This is a genomic window from Pandoraea pnomenusa, from assembly GCF_040391475.1.
Lineage (GTDB): Bacteria > Pseudomonadota > Gammaproteobacteria > Burkholderiales > Burkholderiaceae > Pandoraea > Pandoraea pnomenusa_C.
Genome location: NZ_JBEBXS010000016.1, coordinates 1 through 20134, shown reverse-complemented (window position 1 = coordinate 20134; position 20134 = coordinate 1). Strand labels below are relative to the sequence as shown.

At 64.8% G+C, this 20134-nt stretch carries 18 protein-coding genes; 2 read left to right on the top strand and 16 right to left on the bottom strand.

The genetic code is table 11. The features are described 5' to 3' along the window. Positions 1-9 precede the first annotated feature (9 nt). The 12 genes from ABWO90_RS17090 to ABWO90_RS17035 all read right to left on the bottom strand — a co-directional run bounded on the left by ABWO90_RS17090 (position 10) and on the right by ABWO90_RS17035 (position 13758). Complete coding sequence (locus tag ABWO90_RS17090) at positions 10-2064, bottom strand: hypothetical protein (RefSeq protein WP_353192425.1); 2055 nt, start codon at positions 2062-2064, stop codon at positions 10-12. A gap of 69 nt (positions 2065-2133) precedes the next feature. Then, on the bottom strand, positions 2134-3960 hold the full coding sequence (locus ABWO90_RS17085) for a hypothetical protein (RefSeq protein ID WP_353192424.1): 1827 nt from the start codon (positions 3958-3960) through the stop codon (positions 2134-2136). 563 nt (positions 3961-4523) lie between these two features. After that, complete coding sequence (locus ABWO90_RS17080; protein ID WP_353192423.1) at positions 4524-6476, bottom strand: hypothetical protein; 1953 nt, start codon at positions 6474-6476, stop codon at positions 4524-4526. A 411-nt stretch (positions 6477-6887) separates the two neighbouring features. Then, complete coding sequence (locus tag ABWO90_RS17075; RefSeq protein WP_353192422.1) at positions 6888-7835, bottom strand: NAD(P)H-dependent flavin oxidoreductase; 948 nt, start codon at positions 7833-7835, stop codon at positions 6888-6890. 398 nt (positions 7836-8233) lie between these two features. Next, positions 8234-9157, bottom strand: a complete 924-nt coding sequence (locus tag ABWO90_RS17070) for an MBL fold metallo-hydrolase (protein ID WP_353192421.1) — start codon at positions 9155-9157, stop codon at positions 8234-8236. A gap of 62 nt (positions 9158-9219) precedes the next feature. Then, positions 9220-9660, bottom strand: a complete 441-nt coding sequence (locus tag ABWO90_RS17065; RefSeq protein WP_353192420.1) for a MaoC family dehydratase — start codon at positions 9658-9660, stop codon at positions 9220-9222. 34 nt (positions 9661-9694) lie between these two features. After that, positions 9695-9937, bottom strand: a complete 243-nt coding sequence (locus ABWO90_RS17060; protein WP_353192419.1) for a DUF1289 domain-containing protein — start codon at positions 9935-9937, stop codon at positions 9695-9697. Positions 9938-9974: 37 nt separating this feature from the next. Then, positions 9975-10412 (bottom strand): thioesterase family protein, encoded by a 438-nt coding sequence (locus ABWO90_RS17055; RefSeq protein WP_353192418.1) that lies wholly within the window; start codon positions 10410-10412, stop codon positions 9975-9977. A 102-nt stretch (positions 10413-10514) separates the two neighbouring features. Next, positions 10515-11033: a YbaK/EbsC family protein gene (locus ABWO90_RS17050; protein ID WP_353192417.1), complete on the bottom strand. Its 519-nt coding sequence runs from the start codon at positions 11031-11033 to the stop codon at positions 10515-10517. Positions 11034-11095: 62 nt separating this feature from the next. After that, complete coding sequence (locus ABWO90_RS17045; protein ID WP_353192416.1) at positions 11096-12025, bottom strand: hydroxymethylglutaryl-CoA lyase; 930 nt, start codon at positions 12023-12025, stop codon at positions 11096-11098. Positions 12026-12074: 49 nt separating this feature from the next. Continuing rightward, positions 12075-13019 (bottom strand): 2-hydroxyacid dehydrogenase, encoded by a 945-nt coding sequence (locus tag ABWO90_RS17040; RefSeq protein WP_353192415.1) that lies wholly within the window; start codon positions 13017-13019, stop codon positions 12075-12077. A gap of 187 nt (positions 13020-13206) precedes the next feature. Beyond that, positions 13207-13758: a YaeQ family protein gene (locus tag ABWO90_RS17035; protein ID WP_353192414.1), complete on the bottom strand. Its 552-nt coding sequence runs from the start codon at positions 13756-13758 to the stop codon at positions 13207-13209. A 170-nt stretch (positions 13759-13928) separates the two neighbouring features. Between ABWO90_RS17035 and ABWO90_RS17030 the strand changes: the two genes are divergently transcribed. Next, the gene (locus tag ABWO90_RS17030) at positions 13929-14765 is read left to right on the top strand and encodes an alpha/beta fold hydrolase (RefSeq protein WP_353192413.1); all 837 of its coding nucleotides are present in this window, start codon (positions 13929-13931) and stop codon (positions 14763-14765) included. 107 nt (positions 14766-14872) lie between these two features. On the opposite strand, the gene ABWO90_RS17025 is transcribed toward ABWO90_RS17030, so the two are convergent. The 3 genes from ABWO90_RS17025 to ABWO90_RS17015 form a co-directional block, all read right to left on the bottom strand. Further along, a complete protein-coding gene (locus tag ABWO90_RS17025; RefSeq protein ID WP_353192412.1) occupies positions 14873-15259 on the bottom strand; it encodes a helix-turn-helix domain-containing protein in 387 nt (128 codons plus the stop codon). A 578-nt stretch (positions 15260-15837) separates the two neighbouring features. Further along, the gene (locus ABWO90_RS17020) at positions 15838-16677 is read right to left on the bottom strand and encodes a helix-turn-helix domain-containing protein (protein ID WP_353192411.1); all 840 of its coding nucleotides are present in this window, start codon (positions 16675-16677) and stop codon (positions 15838-15840) included. Positions 16678-16824: 147 nt separating this feature from the next. Continuing rightward, on the bottom strand, positions 16825-17730 hold the full coding sequence (locus ABWO90_RS17015) for a DMT family transporter (RefSeq protein WP_353192410.1): 906 nt from the start codon (positions 17728-17730) through the stop codon (positions 16825-16827). A 357-nt stretch (positions 17731-18087) separates the two neighbouring features. On the opposite strand from ABWO90_RS17015, the gene ABWO90_RS17010 reads away from it, so the two are divergent. Then, a complete protein-coding gene (locus ABWO90_RS17010; protein ID WP_353192409.1) occupies positions 18088-19239 on the top strand; it encodes a diguanylate cyclase in 1152 nt (383 codons plus the stop codon). 25 nt (positions 19240-19264) lie between these two features. Here the strand turns inward: ABWO90_RS17010 and ABWO90_RS17005 are convergent, their stop codons facing one another. Then, complete coding sequence (locus ABWO90_RS17005) at positions 19265-19510, bottom strand: hypothetical protein (RefSeq protein WP_353192408.1); 246 nt, start codon at positions 19508-19510, stop codon at positions 19265-19267. Positions 19511-20134 lie beyond the last annotated feature (624 nt).

Genomic DNA, 20134 nt, shown 5'->3' with positions numbered 1-20134 from the left:
CGTGACGTCTCATCGGTGACGGTCCGGGCGAGGCGGCACTTTTGCCGTGCGCCCGGATGCGGCCTCGGACGATTTGTCCGATGCGCTCGACGCAGAACCCGACGACTCCCGAGAGACTGCGCCGCTACTCCCGACGCTCCCCAGACTCGTGTGACTTGCATGGCTGCTGGCGCTGCTGCGCACCGGATTCAGGGGGCGAGTGACGGAGACCGTGTAGCCGCCGCCGCGTTGGTGCCCGATGTCGGCGAAGGCGGCGTCGAGTATGGCGACCACGTCTTCCTGCCTGTCCGCCTGCGCAAACGAGATGGCCTTGCTGCGGCTCCACGGATCGAGCAGTACGGTGGTGTCGCGCGTCATGTACGTTGACCAGGCGAATTCGTCCGACGTGATGCCATCTCGATGCAAAGGCACGGGAGGTTGCGGTGTCGAGGCGTCGAGCATGTCGATGAAGTGGTGCGACTCCGTATAGAGCACCATGACGTGTGGCGAACGGCCGTTTGGCTGGACAGTGACCATGCGCAGATGGTCGGCCTTGACCCCGTCCTGTAACAGAAAGTGAAAAAGGATCTCCGCATTCTCATGGCAGAACGCTTCCGCGAAAGGCCGGGAGAAGTAGTAGACGGCGGTGGCTTCGGCTGCGAGCCGCTGCTGACGGGGTAGCGGCGCGTTTCGATCGATGCCTGTCATCGCCGCGCGCAATGCGATGCGATGGCCGACGATGGAGTTGTCGCGCATGGCGCGCAGGTCGGCACGATTGGAGCGCAGCAAGCGCATTAGCCCCAGGTCCGCGAACGAGTTCTGGATCGCCTCCTGTGTGGAGGCATCGGGCAGGTTGCGTGTCGCCTCGAAGATATCCTCGTAACTCCCTGCGATGCTGTCCGGGCTGATCGGACGACTCGGCGCGCAACCGCCTCCGCACAGTCGCAGTGCGGGATGCGCTTGCCACTGCCGGGTTGCCGGATCATAGGTGACGGGCACTTGCGCCCTGTCGCGACGCGGGCTGTCGATGAGCCAATGGTCGTCTCGCGGGCCGCGCGACGCCCGGTAGTACCCGGCGTTTCCCCTAAGGTAGAGAATCCCCCGTGCGCGCAACAGTCGTGACGGCTCGCCCGGTGGCAACGCGTCGTCGGCGAGGCGCTGCTGGTATCCCTCGAGATGTTCGGCCTCGCCGAGGATCGTAAACGATGCGTCGGGTGGCGGGTGTCCGGACGTGCCGTCGCCGCCGGACGTCTCGGTACGTCCACGTGTTGCCGTCACCTCCGAAGGCGCACGCGCAGTGTGAGTCCCGCTGATGGCATCGACCGGGGTCTCTCCGACAGGCTCACTGCTTTTGCCGGGAAACGCGCCGGAAGCGTCCGGTTCGACGTGAGGGCGCTCATACTCGCTGATCCGGGATACCGGGGCGCGCGCGGATGCCATCTGAATGAATGCGGCCAGACGGTCGCTATCCGGCAGGCGGCCCTCCATCTCGTCCACTGCCATGTCGGCTGCCTCGGAAGGCAGCCGAAGTAACTGAACATCGGGCACGAGGCCCGTCGCAACGTCGATCGTGTCGGCGATGCGGTGAACCGATGCGCGAACGCCCGGCGCGACCTCATGGCCGCTCACGAGTTCGTAGGCGTCGATGATGGATTCGCTGGTGCGAGAAAACGGCATGCGTGCAGCGGCCACGGCCTTGAGGACATCGAGCCTGGAGTAGTCGGACTTGACCACCACGCGAGGGGCCGGTTCGATCGATACGTCGGTGCATGCGATGTCGGGCGACGTCGGGTCTTGTGGTGCCGGATCGCGGTTTGACGACAAGGAAACGTGACGAGGAATGCCGGACATCACGGGTGCCGCAAGATTGGCAACGAGCAGGATGGCAAACGCCGAGGGCCAGGCGGTGCGAGGCGCCGACGTGCCAGTTTGGACAGGTGCGCTGTGCCGACAGCGTGCGCGCGCGGACTGCGCACCCTCGAACGTCTTCCGGAAGCCACACGGCTTGCGTCTCGAGTCGGGCATCGGCGCGCTGCCGTAGCGGGGCGGCGCGACGATGGCGCGATGATGAGGTGTCGAACGCATTCACATCTCCGAAGAATTCACCGGGCAGAAAGATGTTGGAAACACGCGAACTCGGTAGCCTCGCGCGACTTACGTCCGACTGCGGGAGCTGCCGGCAGAACCGACGCCGCCTGAACTGCCGGACGCTTCGGCACCGCCGGAGCTTCTGGAGGGAACGGAGCTTCCGGAGCGCAGCGTTGCGGTGCTGTCGGTGCTGTCCATGCTGGGTGTGCTTCCGCGACGCGAGCCGAACGGGCGGGTGATCGATACCGTATAAGGCTGCCCGGGGTGATGGCCGATATCCACGAGGGCTTCGTCCAGCGTATCGACCAGCGCAGCGGCGTGCGTGGCGTGCTCGAACGACGTGGCTCTGGCCCGGCTCCACGGATCGAGCAGCAGGGTCGTATCGCGGGCTTCGTATACCTCACGGGCAAATGCCATGTCGTTGATGCCGTCATGCTCCGTCAGCGATGGCAATTCGGGCGTGGCAGCCTCCAGCATCGGGATCAGTGTCTTCGACTCGGTGTAGAGCACAAGCACGTGCGGCGCGCGATTCTTCGGCTGTATGGTGACCATCCGGATGCGGTCTTTCGGAATGCCATTGCCGAGCAGGTAGTGGAAGAGGATCTCCGAGTTTTCCTGGCAGAACGCTTCGGTGTAGGGATTCCAGTAGTAATACGTGGTCGTGATAAGCGCGGCCTGCCGTTGTTGCTTGAACAACGAAGCGCTGTGCTTGACGTACTGCATCGATGCACTCAACGACGCCCGATGTTCGATGATCGTGTTGTCCCGATGCATGTGAAGGTCAGGCCGATTGCTGCGTGTGAGGTGCAGTTCGCTCAGATCGGTGAAGGCGAAACGGATCCCGTCGCGGATTGCCTCGTCGGGCAGATGCGCCACGGCTGCCCAGACCTTGTCGATGTTCATGTCGATGCTGTCGGGCATGGCATGGCGACTGGGGCCGCATCCGCCACCGCACAACCGAAGCGGCGCCTCGGCTTGCCAGACGTCCGTCTTCGCGTCGTAGTGCACCGGCACCGGTGCTCTGCTATCGCTGCCACGGGGCGCCTCGACGATCCAGTGGTCGCCGCTGCGGCCTCGTCTGGCATGGTAGTAACCGGCTTCGCCGCCGATGTACTGTCGGCCGTCGACCTGCACGAGACGGCGGCGCGCACCGGGCGGCAATTTCTCAGCCGGAAGTTGATGGGCATACCCGAGCAGATGCGTTTGTTCGCCGACGATCACCAACGAGGTCGCTGGCATGGGCGCGTGAATTCGGTTTGCGATGTCGTGTACGTCAGCTTGTGCAATCTTTCGCGTGGCTTCGTAGATATCCGCGTCGTCGATCAGGCGCACGTGTTCCGGTTCGATGGCGCCTTGTATGGGCTTTTCGCGGGGGCGCTGCGCATGCGCGCCGCCTTCCTGCGGGTGAGGCAAGGGCGCTTGAGGCGATCGCCCGCGCGAGGACGTGACGACCCAGCCGTCCCAGTTTCTTGGGTCGGACGATTGCACGAGACCGACGAGTTGATCGCGATCCAGCGGGCGCTCCTCCAGATAGTTCGACGCTACGTTGGCCATTTCGCCCGGCACGCGTATCAACGAGACTTCGGGGATCAATCCGGTAGTCATGTCGAGCGCTTCCGCCCAGCCCTGAATGGACTTGCGCGTGTGCGCGTGGACTTCGCCGTTGCCAACGCGTGCATACAGTTGAATGAGTGAATCGCTCGTGCGCCGAAATGGCGTGCGCGAGGCCGCAATGGCGCGAAGGAACTCGGGAAGCGTGTAATCCGACTTGATCGGGGCTTCGGCGACGGGCGCAACGGCGATGCCGTCTTGCGGCCGGGCGGTCGCCGGAACATGCATGTTGGCCTCAAGTCTTGCATCGTTCTCGCTCGCGGCCGTGGCGAGTTTTGGCACGCGGCCGGTCGCCGGTGGCACGCAGTTGGCCACCAGCAGGACCGCCAGCGCGACCGGCCACGCAGCGTCAGATCCATGCGGCGGGCGAGACGTCCTCCTTGTGCGGGCTGAGGCATGGGTGGTGAGCGCATCCGCTGCCGACGCGCGTGCGCGCGCTGTCGCTCGCCCGATGCATGCGCGGCGGAATCCGGCGGCAAGCGCCGTTGGATTGAAATCGGTGGCGCGTCGCTGCACGGCATGGGAAAGCCCGTAGCTGCGAACCGCACATGATGAACGAGAGAGTGGGATGTTGGCGCGGCTCATATCGTGGTACCTCGCGAGAATGACAACCGGCGGCCCGTCGTGCGCAGTGCACCGCGCTGGGTGTCGTGATGTGAGACGTTCGGCATGGTGACTTCTCCCGATGTGAGGACGATCGGTCGCTCTCCCGCTCGGCATCGGGAAAACTTCCGGGCATCCGGGAGAGCAAGGTTCTCATCGTGGCCGCGCGGCAGTTTGCGCATCGCCGCCGCGCGTTATCGCTTTTGCTATTCCCGGTTTGCGCGCAACCTGTGCCGTGCCTGTCAGACGGGGTCGCCATCACCATGCGGAAGAGGTGGAAGAGGTGGACGAGGCTCCGTATGGTTCGGCATACGCGGTGCGGGCTTGCGGAAGGCGCTACCGGGGCTGCCGGCGCCAGGAAGACTTCGCGGCCCGGCGATATCGATCGCGCCTTTGTCACGCAACAACTTGGGGAAAGACGCACGAGGCTCGGGGTACGGGCGCGTGATCGACACGCGGAAGGGCGTGCCGAGACGCAGTCCTGAGTCTTCGAGGGCGACTTCAAACATGTCCATCATCGTCCGGAGGTCGTCGGCGTCCGCAAACGACGACGCTTTGACGCGGCTCCACGGGTCGAGAAACACGGTGCTGTCGCGCGTGAGAAACACGCTTGCGATGAAGCGCTCGCCGACAACGCCGTCGGGTTCCCCTTTGACCGGTGGCTGCGGTGTCGAGAGGTCGAGCAGATCGATGAACTGATCCGACTCGGTGTAGAGCACCATGACGTGCGGCGGCAGCCCCTGCGGCCGAACCGTGATCATGCGGAGGTGTGCGCCGGGCACACCTCGTGTGAGCAGGTAGTGAAAGAGGATCTCGGCGTTCTCCTGGCAGAAGGCTTCGGGACTCAGCTCGAAGACGCCGGTGTCCAGATAGGTGTCGTAGTGGACTGCAGTGATCAGGGCCGCTTCGCGCTGTTGTTCGAAGAGCGTGGCGTGCGGATCGAGACGCATCAGTTGCGGCAGTAGTATGCGGCGATGCCCGACGATCGAATTGTCCCGAAGCGCGCGGAGGTCTTCGCGATTGGTGCGCATCAGATGCAAATGCGCGAGATCGCTGTAGGCCTGCTGAATTGCGTCGCGGATGTCGCGATCGGCGATGTGCCGGATCGCCTGAGCGACGACGTTCCGGCTCAGGGCAATACTGTCGGGCGTTGACTCCCGGCTCGGCCCGCAGCCACCGCCACACAGGCGCAACGGGGCATCGGCGCGCCATTTGCGCGTGACGGGGTCGAAGGTCACGGGGACCTGAGCGCGCGTACCTCGCGGGGCATTGACGAGCCAATGATCGGCGCGCGGTTCGTGTGTCACGTGATAGTAGCCCGCCTCGCCGGCCAGATAGTGGCGGCCGTTGACGATCTGTAGCTGGCTCGGGTCATCGGCAACGAAGGGCAGATCCCCTTCGTCGAGGGGCAGCGCGTAGCCTTGCAGGTGGATGTCCTCGCCGTCGATGTGTCGCAAACGCGTGCCGTCGCCGATGTGCGCGGCGGGTTCCTCGAGTTCGGTCGGCCCGCCGCGATCGAGTCTTGGCTTCGATGCCTGTGCGTCGACGTTTTCCGAAGGCACCGCTTCTGCGGCATGGACGCTGACCCGTTCGATGGGCGATTCGGGCGTCTTCTTTGCGGCAACGTGGAGTGGAGACGCCGGCCGTGACGCTTCCATCCCGTCGATGCGGGTATGCAGGGGAAGGTTCGCACCCAACCCGCGGGGATCGCCGAACTGCACGATTTCGGCAGTTTGCTCGGGGGAGACCGGCTTGCCTTCGTAAGCATCGGCACTCAGGCCGGCCACGTGTCCGCCGATGCGCAGATTCTGCACGGAAGGAATCAGACCGGTAATCGCGTCCATGAACGAGCCCGCGCGTTCGAGCGTGTCACGCGTCTGTGCGGACAGCTCGTCGCCACTCAATACCGCGTAGGTGTCGCCGACCGACTTCCCCAACTGACGGAACGGCTCACCCGAGCTTGCAAGCGCACGCAACAGGTCGGGCACGTGATAGTCGGTCTTGATGGGCGACGCCGCAACGGGCACGATCTCCACGCCGGAGTGCTCGGCCAGGACCGGGTCGACAGGCAACACCGTGGCGTTGTCGTGAGGCGCGGCGTCGTCCCGCTGCCTGCCGGGGGTACGCGGAATGGCCGGTGTCGCGAATGCCGACGGCGCGGTGACATTCAGGATGAGCGCGACGGCGAGCGCCACGGATCCCGCCGACGCACTGCGGCGCGCCGCGACGGTCGCATGGCTCGAAGCCGGGTCGGCGCGCGCAGGGCGTGGCCGAGCGAGTCTCGCGCGGTGGAATCCGCGAGCAAACGCATGCGAGCCGTCACCACGTCGATTCGGCGTGCGATGTCCTGCGGCAGGGGAAAGCGAGTAGTGGGGCGGGAGGCTGATCGAACGACTGTTGGACGCATACGGCATGGAAATCCCTCCTGGGGACGGGCCCTATGCGGCTGGCGCCTGTCGTGACAGGACACCCCGCAGCCCGGGAGGAGGAGATTGCCACTGCTGCCTGCGACAGCGCTTGCGTTTCAAACGAGCGCGCTGTCGCTTTGTGTCACGCATCCGGCAGTCCGGCGTGGTTGCCACGCCGGAACGGATCCGCGGGCGCGATCAGCCGGCGAGGCGTTTGCGCGTGTCGTCGTATTCCTGTTTCAGCCGGGCGATGATCTCGGCTGCCGGGCGCACGTCGTCCATCAGTCCCACGCCCTGACCGGCGCCCCAGATGTCTTTCCACGCCTTGGCCTTCGAGAAGTTCATGGCGCTCTTGTCGGCCGTGGGCAGGTTCTCCGGATCGAGACCCGCGTTCAGGATGCTCTGGCGGATGTAGTTGCCCGACACGCCGGTGAACAGGTTCGTGTAGATGATGTCGTTGGCGCTGGCGTCGACGATGGCCTGCTTGTAGGTGTCGCTCGCATTGGCTTCGGCCGACGCGATGAAACGCGTGCCGATGTAGGCGAGATCGGCGCCCATCGCCTGCGCGGCGAGAATCGAGCCACCATTGGCGATCGAGCCGGACAGCACGATGGGACCGTCGAAGATCTTGCGCACTTCGCCGACCAGGGCAAACGGCGAGAGTGTCCCTGCATGCCCGCCCGCACCCGCGGCGACGAGAATCAGGCCGTCCACTCCCGCTTCGAGCGCCTTGTTCGCGTGACGCAGGTTGATGACGTCATGCAGCACGATGCCACCGTAGCTGTGCACCGCGTCGAGGATTTCCTTGGGCGGCGCGCGCAGGCTGGTGATGAAGATCGGCACGCGATGCTCCACGCACACACGCACATCGTGTTCGAGACGCTGATTCGATTGGTGCACGATCTGGTTGACGGCGAGCGGGCCAACGACGGCGTCGGGGTTCGCGGCCTTGTACGACGCGAGTTCTTCGGTGATGCGCGAGAGCCAGTCCTCGAGAATCTGCGGCTCGCGGGCATTGAGCGCGGGGAACGATCCCACGATACCGGCCTTGCACTGTGCGAGAACGAGCTCGGGATAGCTCACGATGAACATCGGCGATGCCACGACCGGCAGCGTCAGGTTTTGCAGAATCTTGGGAAGGGCCATGAAGTCTCCTTGCGCAGGCGCGCGGTGCACGGCGATCGTGACGGGGGATGCCGCCGACGGATGAAGTCAGTGTGCGCGTCGCTGTACGATTTCGCGAACGATCGTTCGATTATAGGGGGATTCGTTTGTCGCCCGATGCGCGGACACTCGAAGAAAGCTTCGGTTATTCGGGGGCGGGCTCGCGGATATCAGGGAAAGTCCCCTTGAGGGCGCGAGCGCGCGCCGACTAGGATGGAATCGCGTGTCGGGCGGCGTCAGCAACAGGATGTCGCAAGGCGGGCGTTGCGTTAGCGACCGCAGCGTTCGTTCGGCACGTCACGTCCTCAAACGCCGCTTGTCCTCACAGGCAAGCGGCGTTGTTTTTTGCATGGCGCGTTCGCGCCCAGCGCACCTCGGCCTTACACGGCAAACAGCGTATCGGTCGCGGCGTCGTAGCGCACCGCGCCCGATTTCGCCAGATCGGCGACGAGCGTGTCGAGCAACGCGGGCCAGCCCGACGGCGGCGCGAGCATCGCGGCAGCGTTGCGCCACACGCGCGCCGTATCCATCGCGGCCTTGAGTGTGGCGCCGGTCATGCTGCCATACGCCATGAGTCGAAACACGATCAGCACCTTCAGCGCGTTGCGCGCGTTGCGCACGGGATCGCCTTGAAGGTATTCCAGCCGTGCGCGCGATGCCGCCAATGCCGCATCGATGTCGGTGAACGGTTGGCCGTGTCCGGGAATGACCACCGACACATCCAGTTGCTCGATGAGGTCGAGCACGGCGGCTTGCTCGGCGAAGCCCGATTCGCCGTCGAGTTCGGGGAAGATCACGCCGAAGCCGCGTTCCCACAGCGCGTCGCCCGAAATCAGAATGCCTTCCGCGGCGTTGTAGAGCATCAGCGCATGCGGATCGTGGCCCGGCGCGCCGAGCACCAGCCATTCGTGCTCGCCGAGCCTCATCGCGTCGCCGGGCGAGAGCGTCTCGTCGAACGTGAAGCGTGCGCATTCCTGGGCGGTCGCCTCGAACGACAGTCGACGCTCGTCCCAGTGGCGCACGGGATCGGCCTCGGCCGCCGGCACCCACGTGCGGCAGCCGTAATGTGCCTGAAGCGCGGCGTTGCCGCCGCAATGATCGGAGTGCAGATGCGTGTTGACCAGCCGCGCGAGCGGCTGACCCTCGGGCAGGGCGTGCGCGATGAGCGCGAGTGTCTGTGCCGAATGCGAGACATAGCCGCTGTCGACAAGGGTCGGCTCGTCGCCGAGGAACAGGATGTTGTTCGATGAGAGCCAGCCGCGCTCGAACACGCGCAGCCCGGCAGGTAGGGCAAGCGAGGTCATGGGCGTATCTCGTGAGGTGACATGTGCGTTGGTGCGGATGCTGTGGACGCCACTTTTGCGACTTATGCCGCGGATGCGGGTTTGGCGGAAACGAGAATCTTGGCCGTGGCCGCGATCACCGTCTCGCCGCGCTGGTTCACGGCCTCGCCGTCGAGCGACACGATGTCGCCCTGGAGCTTGTCCTTCCAGAGGCTGTCGGTCACGGTCCAGCGCACGGTCACGTCGTCGCCCGCGTGCACGGCGCGCCGGAGCTTCATGTCGAATTCGAGTCCAAGCGGTTGCGCCGTCTTCGAATAATGCGTGGCGAGCAGCGCCGCAAGGTACGACATCTGCTGCGTACCCGACGAGATCAGCCCGCCGAAGCGCGGATCGCCCGCGGCGTACTCGGCGTCGAGATGCAGCGGATTGAAGTCGTGCGCTAGCGTGGAGAATTCACGGATCGAGTCGGGCGAGAAGTGATGGGTGGCGGCGAACGTTTCGCCAACGGCAACGATTTTTCCCATATGCGGTAACGAAAGAGTGGTGCGCCGAGGCGCGTCATGTATTGCCCGCGCCGGGATCGTCGGCCACGACACGGCGGTGTTGTACCGGCGGCGGTTCGTGCTCGGCCCGTCGCGAGGGCAATAGCGACCAGATGTGGCGTTTGTCGTCGTCGGGCATGGTCGACCACGCCGCGATTTCCGCGAGCGTTCGCCAGCACCCCGAGCACCAGCCGGTCGCCGGGTTCATGCGGCAGATGTTGGTGCAGGGAGAGGGAACGGGGGAGGCGAGTGTCGTCATGATCGAGGGGGCGACGCAACGTCGGCAGTGGGTGGTCTCAGACCGGCAGTCCGAGTTTGGCGGCTTTCTCGCGCAGCTTGCCCTCGAAGCGCGCCTGATCGACGATCACGCGCTCGTGCGTGCCTGCGCTGACCTTGTCGAGGCCGTCCCACGCTTCGACTTCGAAGCGCAGCGTGCGTCCGGCGACATCGACGAGCTTGCCCTGCACGTGCAACGTGTCGCCGGCGGGCGTGGCGGCCAGATGCGAGAACGACACCAGCGTGCCGAGCGATTGCTCGCGCGGCCAGTCGAGATATGGCCGGATCGCCTGCAGACAGGCGCATTCGAGAATGCCTGCGAGATACCCCGTGGCGAGTGCGGCGGGCATGTCGCGGCAGAGTTCGACGTCGTCATACAGTTCGGGGACCACGGCCTTCTTCGGCACACGATAGGTCCACTCGAATGTCAGGCCCGGTACCAGTTCGGGGCTCGGCATGGCGTGTCTCCTTGATGTTGTTCTGATCGATGGTATCGGCGCGTGCCCGGACGGCCGCTATCGACCGCCCTCGGCATCGACGACCGGGGGCGGTGTCGGGCATCAGGTGCGAAGTGCCACGTCGACGACCGGCGCGCCTGTCATTGCCACGAGTTGCTGCGGCGTGAGGTTGAACACCGCGTGCGGATGGCCGGCCGCTGCCCACAGGCTTGCAAGCTTGAGCAGGTCCTCGTCAATCAGCGTGACCGGCGCGACGACGTGCCCGATCGGGCTCACGCCGCCAATCGAGTAGCCGGTCTTTTCCTTCACGAACCGGGCGTCGGCGCGTGCGAGTTCACCGACTTGTGCGGCGACCTTCTTTTCGTCGACGCGATTGATGCCGCTGGCAATGACCAGCACCGGCGTGTCGTCAGAGGCCCGGCGGAAGATGATCGATTTCGCAATTTGCGCGACTTCGCAGCCGAGGCCCGCAGCGGCTTCGGCCGACGTCTTGCCGGTGGCGGGCAGCAGCACGATCGGCTGATCGTGACCCATGCCTGCGAGCAGGCGCGCAACGTGGCGGGCGCCTTCGGGCAGTTCGCTTTCGTTGGCGGTCTCGGGGATCTGCGGTGTCTCGCTCATGGTGGTATCCGGGGGCGGGTGTCGGTCGATGGGCGCGCTTGTCCGTGCGCCCGCTCGTTCACTCAAGCGGCGGCGGTGTCCTGCATCTTCGCGAGCAGGGCGCGTCCGACGCGCGACGCGTTCTGCCGGCCGATGGCCTGCGAGATGAAGTCGCCGGTGCGCACGACGGCGTCGAGATCGATGCCGGTCTCGATGCCCAGTCCGTTCAGCAGATACAGCACGTCCTCGGTCGCGACGTTGCCCGTTGCGCCCTTGGCGTAAGGGCAGCCGCCCAGACCGGCGACGGACGAATGGAAGATCGAGATGCCCGAGAGCAGCGCCGCGTAGATGTTGGCCGTGGCCTGACCATATGTGTCGTGGAAGTGGCCCGACAGGCGCTCGATCGGAAACACCTTGGCACAGGCATCCATGACTTCACGCGTGCGCGTGGGTGTGCCCACGCCGATCGTGTCGGCGATGTCGATCTCGTCGCAGCCCAGGGCCGCGAGGCGCTTCACCACATCGACAACGCTCGCGACCGGCACGTCTCCCTGATACGGACAGCCGAGCGCGCACGAGATGCTGCCACGCAGGCGCAGGCCGGCGTCTTTCGCCGCGCGCGCGACGGGTGCGAATCGCGTGATGCTCTCTTCGATGGAGCAGTTGATATTGCGTTGAGAAAACGCTTCGCTCGCGGCGGCGAAGATCACGACTTCGTCGGCCTTCGCGGCGACAGCGCCTTCGAAGCCGCGCATGTTCGGCGTGAGCACGGAGTAGATCGTGCCGGGGCGACGCTTGATGCCTGCCATGACTTCGGCGCCGTCGGCCATTTGCGGCACCCACTTCGGCGACACGAACGACGTGGCTTCGATGTTGGCGAAACCGGCCGCCGACAGGCGATCGACGAGTGCGATCTTGATGTCGGTCGGCACGGGTTGCTTCTCGTTCTGCAGGCCGTCGCGCGGGCCGACTTCGACCACTTTCACGCGTTGCGGCAGATGGGATGCGGACATGCGTTGTCTCCTCAGGGGATGTCGGGCAACGGCGCTGGCGGGCGACGGCTCAGTAGCCGCGCGTCAGGTCGACGATGCCGGTAATCGCTTCGCCGCGTTCGAGCGCGGCGATCTTGCCCGCGATCTGCTCGACGGTTTCGTCGCGCAGCGTCATCGCGGAAATATGGGGCGTGATCGTCACGCGCGGCGTATGCCAGAACGGATGGTCGGCGGGCAGCGGCTCGGTGCGGAAGACATCGAGCGTGGCGCCGGCAACCTGCCCGCTTTCCATTGCGGCGAGCAGGTCGGCATCGACCAGGTGCGCACCGCGGGCGACGTTGATCAGGAACGCGCCTTGCGCCAGCTTCGCGAACAGCGCGGCGTTCAGGACGTCCACGGTCTGCGGTGTGAGCGGCAACAGGTTCACGAGAATGCGGGCGCCGGACACGCAGGCGTCGAAGCCGGCTTCGCCATGATGCAGCACGATGCCGCTGTCGTCATTGCGTGGGCTGCGGCTCCACGCGCGAACCGGAAAGCCAAAGCGGTGCAGTGCCCGCGCCACATGCGCGCCGAGCGTGCCGTAGCCGAGCACGGCAACGGGGAAGTCGGCGATGCGGTTGGGCTTTTGAAATTTCCATTGCGTGCGCGTTTGCTGGGCGTCGAATTCGTCCAGACGACGGAAGTAACGCAGCGCGGCGGCGCTCACGTATTGCGCCATCTGATCGGCCATGCCCGCGTCTTCCAGGCGCACGAGCGGCACGCCCGGCGGCAGGCGATCGGCGCCTTCGCCGCGCGTGCCCAGCACGCCATCGACCCCGGCGCCCATGTTGAAGATGGCCTTCAGGCGCTCGCGCGGTTGCAGCACTTCGGCGTTGGGCTTCCAGAGCACCACGTAATCGGCGGGCGCCGAATCGCCGGGTTGCCAGGCGCGAATGGTCGCTTCGGGCAGGTGCTCGGCGAGGCCAGTCTCGTACGCGGCGGTCTTGCCGTCCGGAGAGAAAACAAGAATATCCATGAGTTGCGGGCAGACGCTATGGGGAAGGAGCTGCCGCGATGCCTGGCGAAGCAATGCCCGCGAGATGCCTGGGCATCCGGCGGGCGGACCGGCGAGGCCGCGTTCACTCGATTTACGTTAACGTCAAGTGTAACGCAGCTTCCGGGGTGGCGCGTATTGGGGCTGGGCCGGAGGAAGGGCTGGAAGGTCAATCGTTGGCGGCGGCGCGCAACGTGGTGAGATTGACTGCGAAGTTGTGGCTATCGTCGGCGATCCAGACCTCGCCGTCCTGGATCGTGCATTGCAGGCGCATCGTGCGCGCGGCCAGTGCGGTGAGCGCTTCGGCCGACGTCTCGTCGAGCATGCGCACGGTGAGGTTCGACAGGCGGTTGATCTCTTTCTCGGTGGTTTGCCACCAGATCGCTGCCGGCTTGCCGCCGTAGGCGATCACGTCGACATGCTCGGCACGGCCGGCCGCTTTGACCAGACGTCGTGCGTCGGGCTGCCCGACGTCGATCCAGCGAACGATGTCATTTCCGAAATCGTGTTCCCACAGGTCGGGTTCGTCGGCCGTGGAAATGCCTTTGCCGAAGGTGAGGCGCTCACCGGCATAGAGCATGAACGCGAGCACGCGCACCATCATGCGTTCGTCGGTTTCCGACGGATGACGGGCGATGGTCAGGCTATGGGAGGCGTAGTAATGACGGTCGAGGTCGGTGATTTGCACCTCGGCCTTGTAAATGGTGGCTTTGAGTGCCATGCCGGGAGACCGCTGGAATGAAGAAAGTCGCAAGCATACACCAGTGCGGCGACCGGGCTGCGGCGGGCCGTGGACGCTTGCGGGGACTCGCCTGCGCGTCCCTGGCGCGCGGCAGCAGGACAGGCACAAGCTCGGTATACTGGCGGCCCCGTCTCACCTGATGCCTTCCCATGCCGGTTCCCGCACCGCAAACGATCAACGTCAACGGCTATCCGATGGCGTACGTCGAAACTCCCGCACCCGCCGACGCCGTCGGCGCGCCGCTCGTGCTGGTGCATGGCTCGCTTTGCGATTGCCGTTACTTCAAGCCGAACATGGCGCCGCTCGGACAGCGGCGGCGGGTGATTTCCGTAAGCCTTCGCCACTACTGGCCCGAAGCCTGGGACGGTCACGACGGCACGTTTTCCGGTGAGCAGCATGCGGAGGATCTGGCCGCGTTCATTACCGCGCTGGGCGTCGGGCCCGTTCATGTGCTGGGACACTCGCGCGGTGGGTATGTCGCGCTGCGCACCGCGCTGCTCGCCCCCGACACCGTGCGCTCACTGATCCTGGCGGATCCGGGCGTGGAGATCAGTGGCGGTCCGGTGGAGATTTCGCTCGATGACGAGCGCGGCAACTTTCGTGAGCGTGCGCTTGCCGCGATCGAGGCCGGTGATATCGATGGCGGACTGGCAATCTTCATCGACGCGGTGAGCGGTCCGGATACCTGGCGGCGCATGGTGCCGTGGTTCAAGCAAATGGTGCGAGACAACGCACGCACGCTGATCGGTCAGGTCGCCGAGCCGCGTACACCGCTGCCCATCGATGCGCTCGGCGCGCTGCACGCGCCGGTGCTACTGATGGGCGGTGCCGAGAGTCCCGCACCCTATCCGGAAGTGCTCAATGCGCTCGCCTCTGCCATGCCGGAGGCGCGTCGCATGGTGATTCAGGACGCGTCGCACGGCATGAATCTCGCCAATCCGATTTCGTTCCACCGGGCGGTCGACGCGTTCCTCGGCAACGACTGACGCCATCGCCGCTTCGGTTGTCCGGGCAGTTCCGGGACGGGGACGCTCCCCGCTCCCTGCCACCGGCATCTGCCAAAGAATCCGCGTTGCCGGCACAAGGCCGCCCCTCATTCCTCGCGCAACACACCGTGGCCCAGCCGCAGGCTCAGCGTGCGCACCAGGTCGGCCATCCACGCCTGATCGCGATCCGACAACTTCTGCATGGCCCGATTCAGCGACGGGTATGGATCGCTCGGCGCTGCCATGCCTGCCGTCCCGGTGTCCGCCGCCATGCCGTTCGACGCATCGAACGCGAGCAACTCATGCGGCGGCAATCCCAATGTGTCGGCCAGAATGCAGATGTTGCGCAGCGAGATGTTGCGTTTGCCGCGTTCCACACCGCTCAGATAGGAGCGCGCCAGCCCGCTCTCGAGCGCGAGCTTGTCCTGCGCCCAGTTGTACTTCTTGCGCAAACCGGCGAGGTGCCTGCCGAATCGGAATAAGTTGGTGTCCATAAGAAAGTTTTCCTTGTTAGGGACGAGAAGATTGGAACAAAAATCCGGCATTGGGAGCGGTGCCTCGCGTATCCCCGGTTTGCGAGGCCCGAGCAGCCGGGGCCGCTATGCGGGTTTTTCGCGGCGTTTCGGAGTCGGCACAACCGGTGTGTTTTCGCTTTTCGGTTCGATGACACCAGGTCGCGTACCGCCGCAACGGCGTTGCGGCGCGTCATGCCGTCTGCCGGTCAACCGGAGCCGCGCAGTGTGACACCGGACTTGCCCGACGAAATAGAGCCGGGATTCTGAAAGGTTCGGTTCTGGGATGTCACTCGATGTTGACGAGGCGAGCGGGGCGTTGTGTCGGTCCGTGCGAATTTGCGGTAGACCTTCGCGCGCCGTCTTTCCGGTGGCGTCTGGCACACACGTCATCAAGGCGCTGCGGGAGATAGCCGCCCGGCGGCGCGCTTGCGCACGCCGGGACAATGACTTTTCATAGGTCTGCGGGTCACTTCTACTAGACGAACGATCGCGCAGTATTCCCGGGAAATCGGGGGGATTTTGCGCGATGTCCTAAGAATCAGCGACCTCGCGACGGCTCACTCTTCATCGGCGGCGGGATAGCGCCGCACGCCGTCTTGCGTGTGGGCATCGGATTTTGGCGAGACAGGCAAGGAAGGTCTGGTGGGCGTGGCGGATGACGCGCCGTCGTACCGGTCGGTGCCGGGGATGCCATCGACGGCTTTCGGCGCGTGCAGGGGCACCGGGGTGTCCGACGCCTTCACGATGCCGACGATGTTGCCGGCCATCTGGCGGGGGGTGTCCATCGGGGAGGTCCGGTGACGATGGGCCGGGTGGCGGGCGGCGAATCCGGCGTCCACAGCGAGGCCCCGAGCGTGACCGTCGACGGGTTGCCGCGTGTCGTCGAAGGTATCGCCATCGCTGGCATGCGCGTCGACACCGTCGATCGCGCTCAATTCGCTTGTACTGTCGGGTGCGTCGGCCTCATCGACGGAGATGCCTGCGTCGGCATCGTTGTCCGGCAGCGCGGTGGCAACCCGCCGGTCGGAGGTCGCAACGTGGCTCAGGCGCGAGCTAAGGCTTCGAATGATTTCGGCGAGCCAGACCTGATCGCGATTTTCGAGCTTGCACAGCGACCGGCTGATTTGCGGTAGCGGCGTGCGCTCGGAGAGCGTCGTGCCGTCCTGTGCGCCGGTGGCCGCCGGCGCGAAACGCAGCATCTCCGATGTGGGGACGCCCAGTGTGTCGGCCAGCACGCAGATATTCACGAGCGCGACGTTGCGTCGGCCGCGCTCGATGCCACTGACGTACGAGCGTGCCAGACCGCTCTCGAGCGCCAGTTTTTCCTGCGACCAACCGCGTGCCTTTCGCAGGCGGGCCAGGTGGTCTCCGAACAGCGCGAGTGGATTCGTTTGCATGGCGGAACTCCGTTGAAGAGTCACCCAGCGTAATCAATCCCCCCGCGTGCTGCGACGTTATATCGCTCTCCTCCCCATGCGTTACGGACAAGCCTCTATAAAGAGTAGGCCACGCCAAAAGCGCAAAATTATTCAGACGATTCCCAACTATTTCTGCATCGCCGGCATCGGTTCACGCGCTTTACGAATCGGCAGGTGCCAGTTCTCGCCGAGGGCGACGCCCGTCAGGATAAGCGCCCCGCCAATGAGGTGATACGTCGCGAGATGCTCGCCGAGACCGAATGCGGCGATCAGGGCCGTGAAGATCGGCACGAGGTTGATGACGACCGTGGCGCGACGCGGACCGATGCGCGCCACGCCGATCATCCAGATGAAGGGCGCGGCAATCGACACCGGAATCGTCGCAAACGCGAGCTGGGGAAGGTTGTCCATCGACACGCCCGCTTTCTCCGACATCAGGTAGAACGGCAGCAACACGACGATGGCGAAGAGAATCTGCGTATAGAGCGAGGGCAGCGGCGCGAGCGGCAGGCGCCATTTACGCAGCAATACGCAGTAGATTGCGTAGGCAAGCATGGCGCCGAACATCATCGCGTCGCCCACGCCGATCCCCTGATCCGCCAGATGCATGACCGATCCGTGCCCGACGACCAGCAGCACGCCGACGATCGACAGCAGACCGCCCGTGAGCGCGCCTGCCGTCAGCGCGTCGCCCAGCACGACGACCGCCAGCATCAACGTGGTCAGCGGCAGGAGCGCAAGGATGATCCCCATGTTCGTGGCGCTGGTGTAGTGGGCTGCCGAGTAAGCGAGCCCCTGGTAGATCGCCATGCCGAGCACGCCGAGCGCGGCGTATTGCGCGAGATGGGGCGCGAACGCGCGACGCGCACGCCACAGGCCAGGTAGCGCGAACGGCGTGAGGAGCAGCCCGGCGGCGAACCAGCGCAGAAATGCGATCTCGGCCGGGAAAATGTGGCCGACCGACAGTTTGTTGACGATGACATTGGCCGACCAGATCAGGACAGCGATCAGCGGCAGAAGAAAATTGAGCATGAGCGGGTGCGGTGTGCCGGTCGAACGGACGTCCGACGCAATGGGCGGCAATATGCGGCAAGTGCTGCGAATTGTCCGCCCGAACGGGTCGCGTTGCATAGTGAATTTCTGACAAACGACAAGGAATTTCAGACGCGACATCCGTCGGCGTCACGATCCTCTGGCTGGCATCCGGTTCGACCGGTTGGACCAGGCTGTCCGGTGACAAGGGCGACGGGTAGAATGACGCGATCCCGGAAGCGGACGTGTCGTCATGGACACCGACACGTTGAATCCGGCCCCACGGTGCGCTGGCACCGTGCGCGTTTCGTGACAGGTGATCGGAGCTGCATGGTGTCAGTCAGTGATCAAGACCGTATGGCGGGAGCCAACGGTGCCCCCCGGCAGCGCAATGCGTCTGCCGCCGCGATCGATCCGGCCCTTGCCGGCAAGGGCAAGCGTTTCGTCAGGCGCATCTATCGTCTGCGGACGATCGGTCTGGGCATTGGATTCTTCTGTGTCGCCGGGGTTTTTTATCGCCAGATGCCGCCCACGTCGATATGGCTTTGGGCGCTGCTCATTTTCCACGGGTTTGTCTGGCCGCATGTGGCGTGCGTGCTGGCGTTGTCGCGCCCGGTGCCGTACCGCGCCGAGCGCGCGAATCTGCTGATCGACGCGGCATTCGGCGGCTTCTGGGTTGCTGCCATGCAGTTCAACCTGCTGCCGAGTGTCGTCATCCTGACGATGATGGCGATGGACAACATCGGTGCCGGGGGCGTGCGGTTGTTTCTGCAGGGATTGCTGGCCAAGATCGCCGGGGCCTTCGTCGGTATTGCGATATTGGGTTTCGGCTGGGCGCCCGATTCCGACACGTTCAATGTCGTGACCAGCCTGCCCATGTTGATCCTGTATCCGATTGCGCTGGGCAAGGTGACGTACGACCTGGCCCAGAAGCTGGCGCAGCGCTCACGCGAGATGGAGCATCTTTCACGGCACGACGGCCTGACCGGCCTGCTCAATCGTCGCGCGTGGGAGCAGCGGCTGGCGGAGATTCACGAACATTGCACGCGCACGGGACAGCCGGCGTGTCTCGTGTTGATGGACCTCGATCACTTCAAGCGCATCAACGACACGCTCGGTCATGCCGCGGGCGACATGGCGCTGCGGCGTTTTGCCGGACTGCTGCGTCAGCGGCTGCGCGAAATGGATGCGGTTGGCCGGTACGGGGGCGAGGAATCCGGCGCGGTGCTGGTGAACACCGGCGGCATTGCCGGACAGGACCTGATGCACCGCCTGCTCGCCGACTTGCGCGAACGGGTGGCGCAGGCCGAAGTCCAGTTGCAGGCGCAGATCGGACAGGGTGCACAAACGTTGGGCACCTGTACGGTGAGCATCGGGTTGGTGCCGTTTTCCACGATGTTCGACACACCGCACTCGTGGCTGCAACAAGCGGACCGTGCGCTCTATTGCGCGAAACGTGAAGGCCGCGACGGCATGGTGATCCTTGAAGCCGGGACAACGCTCGCCTGAACCGACGGGACAGCCCGGCGGCGGATCAGCGAACGCAGAGGCGTCCGAATGCCGAGCGCAGGGCTGCGGGGATCACCGACGCGAATCCGAACGGGCGAGCCAGCGCCGCGAGCCCTTCGCCGTTGAGCACGCGCGCGCCTTCGAGGTGGGTGGCAAGCACGCAGAAGTCTTCGCGCTTCATGCCGACACGCTGACAGGCGTTATCGAGCTGTTTCAGGTCGTTCGGGTGCAAGGTCAGCGTGACGGTAATGCGCTCTGGGTCAGTGTTCATGTCTTCAAGTTTTCTCTTTTTTCGATGCATCGGGCATGTCGCGCGGGTGAGCGCATGCCGAGCGCCCACGCGATAACGCAGGCGAGCGTGATCCGAATGCGCGATACGTGATCGGGCACCGGGGTTACGGGTAACGCGTGGGCAATACGAGGCTGTTGGCGCGCAATCCGCCGCCTGACATGCGGGCGGCGGTACGGCTATGACGCGTGAGAGCGATGCCTCGTAACAACAGGGAGGGATGACTCTCCATCCGGCCACGGAACGGGCGCCGGAATACAGCATGAGTACTGCGAACTACCAACTACAACTTCGAACTACAACTTCGAACTACAACTTCGAACTGCGACTTCGAACTACGACTTCGGTAAGGCTTGGATTGACTTCGACAACGGGCGTCACTCAACGTCGATGACGCGCACTTGCGGATACTGCGGTGATGCGAGACCTTCTGATACTCAGGGCTGCGGGTGGTGCGTGTACAGCGATGCAGACCTCGAACTACGGACACTGCGACTTGCTGAACGGCTACTGCGGATAAAGCGGAACTACCGGTACGGCTGAACTTCCGAACTGCTACTGCTACTGCTACTGCTACTGCTACTGCTACTGCTACTGCTACTGCTA